The organism is Actinomadura sp. CNU-125 (assembly GCF_001942465.1).
Taxonomy (GTDB): domain Bacteria; phylum Actinomycetota; class Actinomycetes; order Streptosporangiales; family Streptosporangiaceae; genus Spirillospora.
Window position 1 is genome coordinate 1 of the sequence record NZ_MKJY01000127.1, and the last position, 14,264, is coordinate 14,264.

Here is a 14,264-nt window from a genome sequence, read left to right on the forward strand (position 1 = left end):
GAGGACGCGGCGCAGCAGGATCGCCTCGCGCTCGCCGCCGCCCGCGTCGCCGCCCGCCTGCGCGGCGCGGTGCGCGGTGATCAGCCGGGCGCGGACGGCCTCGGACCAAGTCGTCGCGCAGTTCCCGCGCGTCCAGCAGCAGGCCGGTGACGACGCCGTCGGCGGCGCGAGCTCCCGGACCCGCGACCAGATCGCGCGTTCGGCGACGTGGATCGCGCTCAGCACGGCCTCGATCGGGACGCCCTGGCGGGCGCGGGTGTCGCCCAGTTCGGCGACGAACGACAGCTCGGCCTCGGTCGGGCCGCGCCGGGCGGCGATCGCGCGGGTCGCGGCGGCGAGCAGCGCGCGGGTGTGCCCGGCGATGTCGGCGGGCGGCAGCACCGACACCTCCCGCACCGTCCCCGACACGGCGGCGACCACGGACGGCAGCAGGTCCTCCTCGCGGGAGACCCGCTCGATGAGATCGACGACCGGCGCCCACTCGGCGTCCCCCTGAACCATGGCCCGATTGTGGCGTGCCACAAGCCGGGACGCCAAACACGTGCGGCCGCCCATGTCCGCGGGCCGCCGCGGCGCCTAGGGTTGGTGCTCCCCACAACCCTCCGGACGAGGAGACCGACATGACCGCTGCCTGCCGGGTCGCCGTCATCGGCGCCGGTGCGGCCGGGCTCACCGCCTGCAAGGCCCTGCGGGACGCGGGCCTGGACGTCGTCGTGCACGAGCGCGGCGACCGTCCGGGCGGGCTGTGGGCGCGCGGCGCCGGCGGGTTCTCGCCCGCGTACGCCTCCCTGCACCTCAACACCAGCAAGGGCCGCACCGAGTTCGCCGACTTCCCGATGCCGCGCGGGTGGCCCGACTACCCGTCCGCCGACCTCGTCGGCGGTTACCTCGCCGACTACGCCGAGACGTTCGGGCTCCTGCCGCACGTCCGCTTCCACAGCACCGTCACGTCCGTGGAGCGCGCCGGGACCGGACGGGCGTGGACCGTGACCACCGCGGACGGCGGCCGCGACAGGTTCGACGCCGTCATCGTCGCCAACGGCCACAACCGGGACCCGCGCCTGCCCGACCCCGGCTACCCGGGCGCGTTCGACGGGCTGCGGATGCACGCCCACGACTACCGCACGCCCGAGGTGTTCCGCGGCAAGCGGGTGCTCGTGGTCGGGACGGGCAACTCCGCGATGGACATCGCCGTGGACGCCTCGCACGTCGCGCGCGGGCCGGTGCTGCTGTCGGCGCGGCGCGGCGTCCACATCGTCCCGAAGTACCTGTTCGGGCGGCCGTCGGACGCGACCGGCGGCGCCCTGGCGGTGCTGCCGTGGCGAATCCGGCAGCGCGTCGCCGAGACGATGCTGCGGCTGGCCGTCGGGTCCCCGCGCGACTACGGCCTCCCGGACCCGTCCGGCGGGCTGTTCCAGAACCATCCGACGATCAGCGACACGATCCTGCACCGGCTGACGCACGGCGAGGTCGTCGCGCGGCCCGGGATCGACCGCCTGGACGGCGGGCGGGTCGTGTTCGCCGACGGGGCGGCCGACCCCGTCGACGTGCTCGTCTGGGCCACCGGGTACCGGGTGAGCATCCCGTTCCTCGGCCCGGACCTGCTCGGCCCCGACCCCGAGCGGCTGCCGCTGTACAAGCGGGTGTTCCACCTGGACGAGCCGAGCCTGGCGTTCGTCGGGCTGATGCAGTCCACCGGCGCGGCGCTGCCGATCGTGGAGGCCCAGTCGAAGCTCGCCGCCGCCTACCTGTCGGGCGCGTACGCGCTGCCGCCCGCGCGGGAGCGCGCCGCGCGGTGGCACGCGACCTGCGCGCCGCGACCGCGCGGTGGGGCGACCGGCGCCCGATGATGCGCGTCGACTTCGACCGGTACGTCGCCGACCTGCCCCGCGAGACGAAGGCGGGACGGGCGCGGCTGGCCCGCGGCGCCGGGCGTCCGTTCACCCCCGCGAACCGGGAGGAAACCCCCGCATGAGCATCGACCCGAGCCCCCGGAGCGGCGGGCGCGACCCGCGCGGCATGCGGGTGATCGTCACCGGCGCGTCCGGCACCTTCGGCCAGGCGATCTGCGCGCGGCTGGCGGGCCTGGGCGCCCGCGTCGTCGGCCTGGACGCCGCGCCCCGCCCGGACGACCCCGTGGACGTCCTGGCCTGCGACCTCACCGACGACGACGCCGTCCCCGCGGCGGTCGCGACGGCGATCGGCACGCTCGGCGGGCTGGACCTGCTGGTCAACAACGCGGGGATCGGCGGGCCCGCCCCGGCGGAGCTGCCGCCCGGCGAGGAGGTGCGCCGCCAGCTCGACGTCAACCTGCTCGGTGCCTGGCGGGTGACGTCGGCGTGCGTCGACGCCCTGGTGGAGTCCCGGGGCCGCGTGGTGATGCTGTCGTCGCGGATGGCGGTGATGCAGCTTCCGCTGGCCGCGGCCTACGGCGCGTCCAAGCGCGCGCTCGTCGCGTACGCGGACGCGCTGCGCCTCGAACTCGGCACGCACGTCGGGGTGACGTGCGTGTACCCGTCGGCGGTGCGCAGCCCGATCCACGACTCGACCGCCGCAGCGGGCCTGTCGCTGGAGGGAATGAGCCAGTACGAGCCGTTGGAAGGCGTGGTGGATGCCGTGGTGCGCGCCGCCCTGTCGCGGCGGCCGCGCCGGGACGTGCCGACGACGCGGCGCGGCGCCGTCGAGTTCTTCCTCGCCCGGCACCTTCCGGCGCTGACCGACCGGATCGTGGCGCGCACCCTGGCCGGCCGGGTCCGGTCGGGCGCGTTCCGGGGCGCCGAGCTCGCGGCCGGGGTCGTCCGCCGCCACGCGGGACGGCCGTGAGCACCGGCGGGGCCCGGCCGCGGACCGGGGACCTCACCGCCTACGCCGCCGGGTCGCTGGGGATGGGCGTGTGGGTCACCGTCCCCGGCCTCCTGCTGCTGTACTTCATGACGCACACGCTCGGCGTCTCCCCGTTCCTCGCCGGGCTCACCCTGCTCCTGCCGAAGATCATCGACGCGGTGGTGCATCCGCTGTTCGGGACGCTGTCGGACCGGCGGGCGCGCCGCACCGGCCACCGCCGCGGCATGCTCCGCTGGGGGCTGCTGCTGGCCGCGGCCTGGATCGGGCTGTTCACGGTGCCGTCCGGGCTGTCCGGCGCGACGGCGGCGCTGTGGGTCGGCGCGTTCTACATCGCCGGGAACGTCCTGTACGCCTGCTTCCAGGTGCCGTACCTGACGACCCCGTCCGACCTGCGGATCGGCTACCACGAGCGCACCCGCGTGTTCATGTACCGGATGCTGCTGCTGACCGTGGGCCTGCTCGGTGCGGGCGTCGCAGCCCCGGCGCTGGTGCAGTCCGGCGGGCGCGGCGACTACGCGCGGATGGCGATGGTCCTGGCCGGTGTCCTGGTGGTCACCGGGCTCGTGGCGCTCGCGGGCGTCCGGCGGCTCACCGAGCGCAGCGGGTTCCGCGTCCCGGACGGGGACGGCGGCCCGGTGGCGGGCTCCGTGCTGGCGGACGTCCGCGTCGCCTGGCGCGACCGCGACTTCCGGGCGCTCGCGCTGTCGTACGTCCTCACCGGCACCACGACGCACCTGTTCCTCGCGGCGGTGCCGTTCTACACCGAGTACGTGCTCGGCGACGAGAACCTGACGGCCGTGTTCATGGGCGCGTTCCTGGCCCCGGCGGTGGTCGCGGGCCCGGTCTGGCGGGCGGTGTCGCGGCGGACCGGCAAGCAGCGCTCGCTGCTGCTGTGCCAGGGCGTGTTCGTCGTCGGCTCGCTGGCCCTGTGGGCGGGGGACACGATCGGCACGGGCGCCACCGTCGCGGTGATCGCGGTCCTCGGCGTCGCGTTCGCGGGCCTCCAGCTGTTCGCGTTCTCGCTGGTCCCGGACGTCGTCGCGGCCGCCGAGGCGCTGCGGGGAGGCCCGCGCGGGCGCCTACACCGGCGTGTGGACGGCGTGCGAGGCCGCCGGAACCGCCGTCGGCCCGTACGTGTACTCGGCGGTGCTGGCCGCCGGCGGGTTCGTCGCCACGACCGGCGGCCGGACGGTCGCGCAGCCGGACTCGGCGCTGCTCGCCCTCCTCGTCGGCGTCACCGCCGTGCCCGCCGTCCTGATGGCCGCCGCCGTCGCGGCCCAGCGGCGCTTCACCCTGGACCGCGACGCGCGGGAACCGGCTCACTCGCCGGCGGTGTAGATCCCCCGGGCGGTGAACGCCACCTCGCCGTCCGGGTGGGCGCGCAGGACGCGCAGGAGCGCGCGCCACTCGTCCGGCCACCCGGCCTCCGGGCCGTGCGCCTTCGCGAGCGCGCACGCGAACAGACCGCCCGCGAGGTCGCCGCGCTCCGCGAGCCGCTCCGCGTGCGGATGGACGTCCTCGGCGTCCGGGACGTCCGCGAAGGAGTACCCGTAGTACATGTCGTCGTCGTCCTCGTCGCCCGCGAGCGTCGCGGCCAGCCCGGCGACGGCGAGGACGCCGAGGCCGGCGCAGCCGTCGGCGAGCGCGTCCACCGCCTCGTCCGCCTCGTCGTCGTCCCAGTCGAGCGTGGCGGCGGCCAGTTCGAGCGCGAGGAGTTCCGGGAGCCGCCCGTCGACGGCGTCGAGCGCGGGCCCGGCGGCGCCGAGGTCCCGCGCGGCGGTGTCGCGGATCGCCTTCACCAGCGCGGCGAGCCGCTGCGCCGCCGGACGGTCGCGCTCGCCGCCGCCTCCGCGCCGCCGGCGGCGCCGGCCGGCGCGGCGAGGGCCGCGGCCGCGTCGCCCAGCTCGTCCGCGCCCAGCTCCGCGTGGACGCACGACAGCAGCCCGGTCATCGCGTCGCGCCAGCGGCGCGTCTCCCCGAGGTCGGCGACGAGCCCGGCGAGCAGCGCGGGGACCTCCGGCGCCCACCGCGCCCACCGGTCCAGCACCTCCAGCGCGGCGTCGGCGGCCTCCGGGTCGGCCGAGCCCGCCACCCGGACGACCAGCGCCGCGTAGTCCCCCCGGAACCGCGCCTCGATCTCGTGCGGCCACCCGCCGAGCACCTGCCGCGCCAGGTCGCGCGGCCCCTGCGCCGCCTCGCCCAGGATGCGGCGCGCGACCGGGTCGGCGATGTGCGGGCGCAGCGCCGACGCGATCGCCGACCGGACGTCGCGGTGCTGCCCGGGGTCGTCCCAGGCTTCGGCGACGACGGCGAGCGCGTCCGGCGCCCGGGTGCGCAGCAGGATCCGCAGCGCCTCCTTCCGCGCGGTGATCTTGCCGTCCGTCAGCACCGGCCGCAGCAGCGGCCCCAGCGTCGACGGGCGGACGAACCGCGCCGCGCGTCCCGCCGCGTAGACGGCGACGTGCGCGTCGTCGGTCGAGGCGAGCGCGAGCAGGTCCGGCAGGACGTCCTGCGGCGACGACGTCCACGGCGCGGCGGTCAGCGCCGCCCGCCGCAGGTGCGCGTCGCCGGACTCCAGGTACGGGCGCAGCCGCCCGGCGCCGACGCCCGGCACCGTCGCGATCGCCGCGACCGCGCAACCCGGTCGGCGCCCCCGAGCCCCTCATCGTTCGCCGCGCGCTCCAGCAGCCCCAGGTAGGCGGCCTGCTGCCGGGCCGTCCACCGCCGCGTCCACGCCGTTCCGCGCGCGGGACGTAGGTGACGTCGTCGCGCCGGAACCGGCCGCCGGACGCGGGGGACAGCACCAGGTGCAGCAGGTCGGTGCGCTCGGTGGCGATCGCCGCGAACACCTCGTGGATCATGACGGTCGACGGGTCCTTGCCGACGATCCGCTCGACCCGTTCGCCGCGCGTCGCGGGCGGCTCCAGCCACAGCCGGATCGCGGTGCGGATGACGCCGTCGTCGGTGGCGTCGAGGGCCTTCTCCAGCGCGTCCTGCAGCGCCGGGACGCCGTGCGCGCGGCGGCGGAGCGCCCGGACGAGCATCAGCGCGAGCGCGTGGTCGTCGCGGCGCGCGCCCCGGTCGAGCAGCGGGGCGAAATGCTCGACGAACCGGTGCTCCTGCCCGCGCCGCAGCCCCCGGTCCAGCCGGTCGACGTACATGCCGCCGCCGTGCCCGACGACCCGTTCCAGCAGCTCGATGCCGAACACGGCGAGGTCGCCGTCGTCGCGGACCGCGCCCTGCCGGGCGAACGCGACCGCGATCCGCGCGAGCGTCTGCCGGGTCGGGAACGAGCAGTCGCGGGCGTCCAGCGCGTCCTGCGCGAGCCGGGCCACCGCCGCCGTGTGCTCGCCGCGCAGCAGGCCGTCCGGGAGGGACTCCAGCGCGTTCAGCACGCTCCACCGGACCGGGTCCTGCTCGTTGCGGATCCGGTCGAGGGACTCCAGCACCGCCGTGACGACCTCCGGGTCGCGCTCGCGCCCCGCGCAGCGGACGAGCAGCGCGTACCCGCGCCGCGCTCGTCGGCGTCCGGCCGCCGGGTCAGCTCGGCGAGGACGGGACGCGCCTCCTCGAACGGCAGGAACGCGGTCATCTGCCGCACCCGCTGCGCGACGTCGCCGACCGCGCGCAGCCCCAGCATCCGGCGCGCCTCGCGGACCCGCACGTCGCGCGGCAGGACGTCCAGCAGGTCGTCCCCGAACTCGGCGGTGGTCAGGTCGACGCCGCGCATCGCCGCTTCGAAAATCTCCGCGCGCGCGCTCGGCGGCGCCGCCTTCAGCAGCAGCCGCAGCGTGCGCTCGTCGTCGCGCACGGCCCGCGCGACGCCGCGAGCGTCTCCCCGCCGATCCGGACGAACCGGTCGCGCAGCGCCCGGCGGCGCACCAGCGGGCCCAGCCGCCGCCGGTCCGCCAGGAGCAGCCGCATCGTCCGCTCCGGCGCGGCGTCCAGCAGCCGCCCGAGCCGGGGGTGCAGCGCGTACGGCGGTTCGGCGGTGTGCCAGTAGTCCTCCAGCAGCCCGACGACGCGCGCCGGGTCGTCCGGCACGGCCGCCGCGACGCCCGTCCCGTGCCACTGCCACCAGGACGCCCGCGCCCCCTCGGCGAGCCCGGCCAGCTCCCGCTCGGCGTGGTCGAGGACGGCGGCGGGGTGCGACCGTCCGAGCGAGTGCCGGTTCGGGACCGCGTGCGCGAGCGCGCCGAGCCGCCCGGCGGCGACCTCCGTGGTGCAGGCGGGCAGCAGCGCGGCGGCCTCGTCGTCGCCGAACCGTTCCCCGACCGGCCCGACGAGCGCGTCCGCGAGGTCGCCGCGGCGATGCTTGCGCACCGCCCGGTACGTCACCGCGCGGATCGCCGCCGGGGCGTCCAGCAGGCTCGCCAGCAGCGCGTCCGGGCCCGGCGCGTACCGCACCGACAGCCGGATCGCCTGCTGCGCGATCCACGCGTCGGGGTCGCGCGTCGCGGCCAGGACGTGCGCGATCGACGCCTCGTCCCGGACGGCGGACGCGACGAACAGCGCCGTCGCCCGCTCGTGGTGGCCGCGCCGTCCGAGCTCGTCCAGCAGCTCGGCGAGCGCCGGGTCGCCGGCCGATTCCCGTAGCCGCACGAGGCGGCGGACCCGATCCGGGTACGAAAGCGGTTCGATCTCGTCAAGCAGCTCATCGGCGCGCATGACGGGCATCCTTCCGGATCACCGGTCCGGGTTCACCCGTTTTTCGCCCGTTGTCCGAGGAGGGCCAGGAGCGCGCGCTGACGGGACGTCCAGCGGCGGGTCCACGCGGGGTCGACGCGGGAGACGTCGAGGTCGGCGGTGAGGACGAGGCCGAGCAGGTCGGTGCGTTCGGTGGCGATGACGCGCAGGACGGCCGGGACGGCGACGGCCGACGGGTGCCGCGCGACGACGCGCCCGGCGCGTTCGGCGCGCGTCGCGGGCGGGTCGAGCCAGAGCCCGATCGCTTCGTCGCGCGTCCGGCCCTCGGCGGTGTCGGCGGCGCCGCGCGAGCGCGTCCGCAGGGACGGGACGTCCTCGGTGCGGCGGCCGAGCGCCCCCGCGAGCAGCACCGCGAGCCGGTGCCGCCGCGGCGCGCGTCCGCGTCGAGGCGGCGCGCGAGGGCGTCGCTCAGGAAGCCCGCCCGGCCGAGCCCGGGGTCGGCGGCGCTCAGCGCCAGGCCGATTCGGTCGAGCCGGTCTCCGGTGAGGTGCTCCGCCAGCTTCTCGATCAGGTCGAGGCCGAAGGCCAGCAGTTCGGGATCACCGCGGACGAGCCCTTCGCCGCAGAACGCCGCCGCCAGCCGACCGAGGTCCGAATGCGGATAGTCGATGCCGTATTCGGTGTTCACGACATGGTCGGCGAACCGCCCGATCGCCGCCGTGTGCTCGCCGCGCAGCACGTCCGCCGGGACGGACGCCAGCGCGTACGCGACACCGCCCGCGGGCGAGCCCGGCGCGTCCCGCACCCGGTCGAGGGACTCCAGGGCACGGGCGAGCACCGTCGGGTCGCCGCTGTTCCCGGCGCACGCGACGAGCAGCGCGCAGGCGCTCGCCCGGGCGTACGCGTCCGCGCCGCGCAGCCGTCCGGCCAGGACGGGCGCGGCCTCGTCGTACGGGAGGAACGTGTGCAGGATGTGCGGGGCGTCGGCGCGGCCGCCGAGGGAGAGGATCCGCCGCGCCTGCTCCTCCCGCGCCGCGCGCGGCAGGCACTTCAGCAGCAGCCCCTCCGCCCTGTCGCCGTCCGGCGTGGCGTGCAGGACGCGCGCGCGGCGGTCCGGCGCGACCGCGCGCAGCAGCAGCCACAGCGAACCGTCGTCGCCTTGCGTGCGCATGGCCCGGGCGACCGCCACGAGGTCGTCGTCGCCGAGCCGCGCCAGCCGCCTCCGGACGGACGGGTCGAGCACGGCGGCGATCCGGAGCGTCTCGCCGCGGCGGTCGAGGAGCGCGCGGAGCGTCCGGTCGGGGTCGGCGGCCAGCAGCGACCCGACCCGCTTGCGCAGCGGGGTCGGCACGTGCGGGCACGACCGTTCGAGCAGGCCGATGACCCGGCCGGGGGAGTGCGGCACGGCCGCCGCGATCCCGGGCGCGAGCCGGTACCACTCGTCGCAGCGCTCCTGGTCCGTCGGCCGGTCGAGGACGCGTTCGGCGTGGTCGAGCACGAGGTCCGGGTGGGCGCGGCCGAGCGTGGCCCACTGCCGGACGGCGGGCGCGCGAGCGTCCCGAGCCGCGCCGCGACCGTCTCCCGGCGGCAGGCGGGCAGCAGCGACGCCGCCTCCTGCGCGCCCCAGCGTTCCGCGACCGGGTCGACGAGCGCGTCCGCCAGGCCGTCGCGGCGGCGGTACGTGCGGACGGCGCTCCAGGCGGCCCTCCGGACGGCCGGGGAGGAGTTCGCGACGAGCCCGAGGAGCCCGTCCGCGTCGCGGGTCCGGGCCCCGAGCCGCACCGCCAGCCGGACGGCCGGGCGCGCGAACCCGAGCCGCTCGATCTCCGCGAAGATCGCGATGTGCTCCAAGGACGCCTCGTCCCGCACGGCCGCCGCGAGCGACAGCGCGACCCGCCGCTCGTACGGGCCCCGCTGCCCGAGGTCGACCAGCAGCGCGACGATGTCCCGCCGGTCGGCGGCCCGCCCCAGTTCGGCGACGCGGCGGCACCGGTCCGGGTGCGACAGCGGCTCGATCTCGGCGAGCAGGTCGTCGGCGGGACGCATGTCCGTGCGCATGCCCCCGCATCCTGCCGGGTCAGCCCGCCGGATTCACCTCGGTTTCCCGCCCCGTCCCGGCCGAGATCTGCGCGGCCAGCCGCCGGACGCGCTCCTCGTGCTCGTCGTAGGCGACGACGACCGGCGGCTCGTTGTACGGCATCGTGTCGGACGAACGGCGCAGCTTCACGTACTGGCCGCAGGCGTCGATCGCGTACGGCTCCATGTCGTCCTGCAGGGCGCCGATCACCGTGATGCCGTGCGTCTCGCCGATCTTGCGGAACAGCGCGACGGCCTCCTTGCGGTGCTCCTTGCCGAGGTTGCGGCCCAGCTCGTCCAGCACGAGGCACAGCCGTCCGCCGCCGGAGCTGGCGAGGGCCGCCGCGCACACGAGCTTGACCGCCTTCTCGTCCATGAGGGCGGTGTTGGCGCGCCGGTTGTACGGGACGTACCGCTGCCCGTCCGAACGCCGCCACTTCGGGGTGACGCGCCAGCGCCACTCCTGCTCCGGGTCGCCGGGCTGCTCGGGCGTGGGGAATTCGAGCGTCGCCCCGTACCCGCCGTAGTTCACGTCGAGTTTCTCGAACTCCTCCGACACGCGCTGCAGGCGGGCGCGGATCGCGGCGGTCAGCGCCGTCCGGTGCGCCTCGGCGGCACCGGCGGCGTCCGCCGCGCCCTTCTGCGCCTTCTCCAGGTCGGTGCGGCGCCCGGTGAGCTGCACCTCGATCTGCCGCCGCTGGTGCCGCTCGTAGTCCTCCTGCTGCCGCAGGTACGCCCGCACCGCCTGGACGAGACGCGGGAACGTCGACTGCTCGCGCTCGGTACGGCGCCCCTCGCCGTCCGTCCGCTCGCGCAGCAGGAACCGGACCTCCTCCGGCATGTCCTCGTCGGACGCCCCGTCGGGGAACACGCGGCGGATCGCCTCCGAGAGGTGCTTCTCGGCCGTGTGCCACCACTCGGCGGGCGTCCAGGTCGACTCGTCCGCGTCCAGGCCCGACAGCCATTCGGCGGCGCCGTCCCGGGCCCCGCCCCACTCCTTCTCCAGCGCCTCGATGCCGAGCGCGGCCCGCCGGTCGGACAGCTCGGACGAACGCGCACGCACCCGGTCACGGTCCCGTTCGTGCCCGTCGCGGCGCCCCCGCAGGCGGTCCGCTTCCAGCGCGCGCGTGTCGGCCTTGGCTTGCAGACGCCGAAGCGTCTGTTCGGCCGCACCCAGGCGGGGGCCGAGCCGGGCCTCGCCCGCCGCGAGTTCCTCCAGTTCCGTACGCAGTTCCGCCATGCGGGAGCGGACGTCGTCCAGTTCGGCCGCTGCGCGCGCGCCCGCGAGACGACGTCCGGCCAGTGCGACCTCGGAGGCCCCGTCGTCCGTCGCCTGCCGGGCGGCTTCGAGCGCCTCCCGAGCGGCCTCCAGCTCCGCACGCGCGGCCTGCACCCGCGCGACCCGTCCGGTCACCGGCTCGGGGAACCCGCCGACGATCACGACGCCGCCCGGGGCGCCGCTTTCGAGCGCCGCGAAGAACCGGGCGAGCGGCACCGCGCACCGGACGCCCTCCGGCGCGTCCGCCGCGTCGCCGTCCGCGGGGACGATCATCGAGCCGGGGAGTTCCTTGAGCGCTCCGGCGGCCGCGTCCAGGTCGCCGCTCCCGACCGCGACCGCCTCCCGGTACGGCCACAGCGCGGCCTCCCACCGCTCCCGGACGTCCGGGGCCAGCTCGACCGCGTCCAGCAGCCCGACCGCGGTGATCCCGGCGGCGGCGAGCGCGCGGATCTGCGCGGGCGCGCTGCTCTCGCCCGCCTCCGCCTCCGCGAGGGCGCGCTCCGCGCGGGCGACGGCGCCGCGCGCCATGCCGAACTCCTGCTGCGCCTCGTCGCGCCGCGTCTCGGCGGCCGCCAGGCCCGCGCGCCGGCCGCGGCCTCGTCGCGTCCGTCGGCGTCGCGGCGCCGCTCCTCCAGCCGCGCCACCCGGCGGCGCAGCTCCTCCAGCCGGTCCTGCGCGACGGCCTTGTCCGCGCCGAGCCGCTCGACCTGCCCCTTCAGCTCCGCGAGCGCCGACTCCGCGGACGCGACCTGCTCGTCCAGCGCCCCGCCGGTGAGCTGCTCCATCTCCTGCTCGGCGGCCTTCGCGGCGGCGGCCAGCTCGCGGCCCTCGCCCCGCAGCTCCTCCTGCTCGGCGGCGAGCGCCGCGTCGGCCTCGGCCGCGTCCGTCAGCAGCCGCGCCTGCCGCGTCCGCCAGTGCCGCAGCGCCGCGTCGACGTCCGCACGGGCCCGGTCGCGGCGGTCGAACGTCTTCAGCAGCGCCGCCGCCTCCCGCTCCCACTCGGCGAGCCGCTCGGACGCCTCGGCGGCCTTCGCCCGCTCCCGGTGCTCCTCCGCGCGGGACCGCCGCTCGGCCTCCAGCTCCCGGTCCAGCCCGGTCAGCGCCGCGATCGCGCTGAAGATCCGTTCGGGGGTGATCTCGTTGAGCGGCTGCGACAGCAGGTTCGTCGCGACCTTGCTGCGCACCGACGTCGACAGGAACGACACGCACCGCACCCGCCCCCCGTACAGCACGCGGCTCAGGTCCTTGGCGACGAGGTCGCGGCGGCCCGCACTGCGGGGCAGGCCCGCCCACAGCCGGTCGGCGAGCGCGACCCGGTCGGCCTCCGACGGCGCCGCCGCCAGATGCACGCCGTCCCGCCACCGGATCTCCAGGTGCGGCGCGTCCACGTTCACCCGCAGCCAGACGGTGAGGGCCGTCTCCCCGTCCCCCGACGCCTCCGCGTGGTCGAAGACACCGACGATGTAGCCGTGGTCGGCGCTGGCCCACCGGCTGTCGCCCTGCGCCGCGAGCTCCGCGTTGAACAGCAGCTCCGCGACCGCGCGCGCCCCGGACGCGAACCGCCACTGCTCGTCCCCGAGCAGCGCGGTGATCGCCGCGATGAACGACGACTTGCCCGCCCCGTTGGAGTCCTTCGGCCCCTGCCCGGCCACGACGATCAGCGTGCCCGGGACGGTCGGCACCGGGTGCGTCGACAGCCGCGAGATGTTCACCGCCTGGACGGCGACGAGCGTGCGGTCGCCGACGATGTCGTCGGTCTCGCGCGCCGGACCCGGCACGAGCGGTTCGAGGACGGCCGTCACGTGTTCTCCCCCTGATGTTCCCGGTTCTTCCGGCGCGCCCGGATGGCCGCCGCGAGCGGCGAGTCCGGCCCGGCCGCCAGGATCAGCTCCTCCTGCAGCCGCCGCCGCGCGGCCGGCGTCAGCCGGTGGAACTGCGGCCCGGGGACGAACCCGCCCGAATCGTCCGAACCCGCTTTCACCTGCGACACCAGCCCGGCGAGCCGCAGCCGCCGCAGCGCCGCGTCGAGCTCCCCGACGGGCAGCTGGGTGCGGCGGCGCAGCTCGTCCACCGGCGTCGGGAACGGCGACAGCCACGAGTCGTCGCCGAGCCGCCCGGCGGCCCGCGGGATCGCCACCGAGTGGATCAGCACCAGCGTCAGCACGGCCCGGTCCCGGACCGGCGGGACGCACTCGGGGTCGCGCGCCAGCTCCGCGGCGACGTCGTCGCGATAGCCGGAGATCCACTTCGTCCGGTCGGACCGCACGAGCGTCCGTCCGCTCAGCGCGAGCATCCCCTCGACCGTCCGGCGCAGCGCCGGCTCGCGCAGCGCCGCGAACCGCACCTCCGGCACCGGCTCCGCCGCGTGCTCCACCGCCGTGTACGCCGCCACGAGCTCCGCCCGCCGCCGCTCGTCATACGGCCGCAACAACCGCTCGAACAACTCACTCACCGCCGGACTCCTCCACGGCCCCCACCGGCCCGCCCCCGTCACCCGCGGAGGCCGTCCCCGGCCCCGCCCCGGCCACCCCGTCTGCGGCGGCCACATCGCCCGCCGTGTCGGCGGGTTCGTCTGCGGCGGCCACATCGCCCGCCGTGTCCTGTGCGGGGTTGTCCGTCGGGGGGTGGGGGAGGCGGCGCAGCAGGTCGCGCAGGGACGCCAGGGAGCCTTCCGGCCACAGGGCCGTGCGCGGGCCCGGGCGGACCGTGTTCGCGTCCGTGTCCAGGAGCAGCCAACCGGTGTCGGCGAGCCGCCGCAGTTCGCCGGTCGCCCAGCGCGCGCCGAGGTCGGCGTCGACCCCGCGTCATCCCCCCGTACACCTCCAGCACGTGGGCGACCGGCGCGGCCGTCCCGGGCCACGGCGCGTCGTCGAGCCGCAGCCAGCAGCAGCGCAGCGCGGCGGCCAGGACGCGGCGGGCCTGCCCCGCGCGGTCCAGCGGCATCGGCGCCGTGTCGTACTCCTCCAGCAGCGCGGGCGTCGCGCCGTCCGGCCACTCGGGCAGCAGCCACACGCGCGTCCCGTCCGATGCTGTGCGGACCCCGGACGGGACGGGCTCGGCCGCGTCCGTCGACGGGACGCCCAGCACCCGGGCGCGCGCCCGCGCCAGCACCTGCGGATCCACGTTCATGCGCGCTCGAACCATCCCGGGGACAGCCACGCGGGCACCCCGCCGGGCCGCGCGTCCAGCCCGTCCTCCCAGCTCAGCCGGTACGGCAGCTCCGGGTGCAGGTGCGCCGGCCCGACAGGTCGGCCAGCATCCGCCGCGCGGCCGGCCAGTCCGCGCCGAGGTCGTCGGCGACGGCGACGCGGTCGCGGCCGCGCAGCGCCTCCTCGCGACCGCGCGCAGCCGTCGCGCGGCCGCGTCGTCCGACCCCGTGTTCCGCGACAGGCCCGCGTCCGGGACGGACGGGCGCGGC

At 77.2% G+C, this 14,264-nt stretch carries 11 protein-coding genes and 3 pseudogenes; 4 read left to right on the top strand and 10 right to left on the bottom strand.

The genetic code is table 11. From position 1 onward, the window contains the following. Positions 1-501, bottom strand: a pseudogene (locus tag BJF79_RS16785) (PucR family transcriptional regulator); the annotation flags it as partial. A gap of 119 nt (positions 502-620) precedes the next feature. Between BJF79_RS16785 and BJF79_RS16790 the strand changes: the two are divergent. The 4 genes and pseudogenes from BJF79_RS16790 to BJF79_RS16800 all read left to right on the top strand — a co-directional run bounded on the left by BJF79_RS16790 (position 621) and on the right by BJF79_RS16800 (position 4,182). After that, positions 621-1,850 carry a flavin-containing monooxygenase gene (locus tag BJF79_RS16790; protein WP_262402138.1) on the top strand — a complete coding sequence of 410 codons (1,230 nt, stop codon included), beginning with the start codon at positions 621-623 and terminating at the stop codon, positions 1,848-1,850. Then, positions 1,847-1,975 carry a hypothetical protein gene (locus BJF79_RS60275; protein WP_262402139.1) on the top strand — a complete coding sequence of 43 codons (129 nt, stop codon included), beginning with the start codon at positions 1,847-1,849 and terminating at the stop codon, positions 1,973-1,975. The genes BJF79_RS16790 and BJF79_RS60275 overlap by 4 nt, the downstream gene beginning before the upstream one ends. After that, positions 1,972-2,823, top strand: coding sequence for an SDR family NAD(P)-dependent oxidoreductase (locus BJF79_RS16795; protein ID WP_075898600.1), 852 nt, complete (start codon positions 1,972-1,974; stop codon positions 2,821-2,823). Before BJF79_RS60275 ends, BJF79_RS16795 begins: the two co-directional genes overlap by 4 nt. Positions 2,824-2,885: 62 nt before the next feature. Then, a pseudogene (locus tag BJF79_RS16800) lies at positions 2,886-4,182 on the top strand (MFS transporter). On the opposite strand, the gene BJF79_RS51000 reads toward BJF79_RS16800, so the two are convergent. The 9 genes and pseudogenes from BJF79_RS51000 to BJF79_RS55495 all read right to left on the bottom strand — a co-directional run. Further along, positions 4,164-4,643 carry a hypothetical protein gene (locus tag BJF79_RS51000; RefSeq protein WP_083733508.1) on the bottom strand — a complete coding sequence of 160 codons (480 nt, stop codon included), beginning with the start codon at positions 4,641-4,643 and terminating at the stop codon, positions 4,164-4,166. The pseudogene BJF79_RS16800 and the gene BJF79_RS51000 overlap by 19 nt on opposite strands. Continuing rightward, complete coding sequence (locus BJF79_RS51005) at positions 4,640-5,458, bottom strand: HEAT repeat domain-containing protein (protein ID WP_083733509.1); 819 nt, start codon at positions 5,456-5,458, stop codon at positions 4,640-4,642. Before BJF79_RS51005 ends, BJF79_RS51000 begins: the two co-directional genes overlap by 4 nt. A 774-nt stretch (positions 5,459-6,232) precedes the next feature. Next, positions 6,233-6,655, bottom strand: coding sequence for a hypothetical protein (locus tag BJF79_RS51010; RefSeq protein WP_083733510.1), 423 nt, complete (start codon positions 6,653-6,655; stop codon positions 6,233-6,235). Continuing rightward, positions 6,619-7,512 (bottom strand): hypothetical protein, encoded by an 894-nt coding sequence (locus BJF79_RS51015; protein WP_083733511.1) that lies wholly within the window; start codon positions 7,510-7,512, stop codon positions 6,619-6,621. Before BJF79_RS51015 ends, BJF79_RS51010 begins: the two co-directional genes overlap by 37 nt. Then, entirely contained in the window at positions 7,499-8,842 is a 1,344-nt protein-coding gene (locus tag BJF79_RS16810) for a hypothetical protein (RefSeq protein ID WP_158079197.1), read from the bottom strand. Before BJF79_RS16810 ends, BJF79_RS51015 begins: the two co-directional genes overlap by 14 nt. Before the next feature lie 726 nt (positions 8,843-9,568). After that, positions 9,569-11,374 (bottom strand): hypothetical protein, encoded by a 1,806-nt coding sequence (locus BJF79_RS60280; RefSeq protein ID WP_262402140.1) that lies wholly within the window; start codon positions 11,372-11,374, stop codon positions 9,569-9,571. A gap of 1,270 nt (positions 11,375-12,644) precedes the next feature. Further along, positions 12,645-13,298, bottom strand: a complete 654-nt coding sequence (locus tag BJF79_RS66965) for a hypothetical protein (protein WP_075898606.1) — start codon at positions 13,296-13,298, stop codon at positions 12,645-12,647. Between the two features lie 38 nt (positions 13,299-13,336). Continuing rightward, positions 13,337-13,975 (bottom strand): hypothetical protein, encoded by a 639-nt coding sequence (locus BJF79_RS16825; RefSeq protein WP_262402141.1) that lies wholly within the window; start codon positions 13,973-13,975, stop codon positions 13,337-13,339. Between the two features lie 73 nt (positions 13,976-14,048). Continuing rightward, positions 14,049-14,264, bottom strand: a pseudogene (locus BJF79_RS55495) (hypothetical protein); the annotation flags it as partial.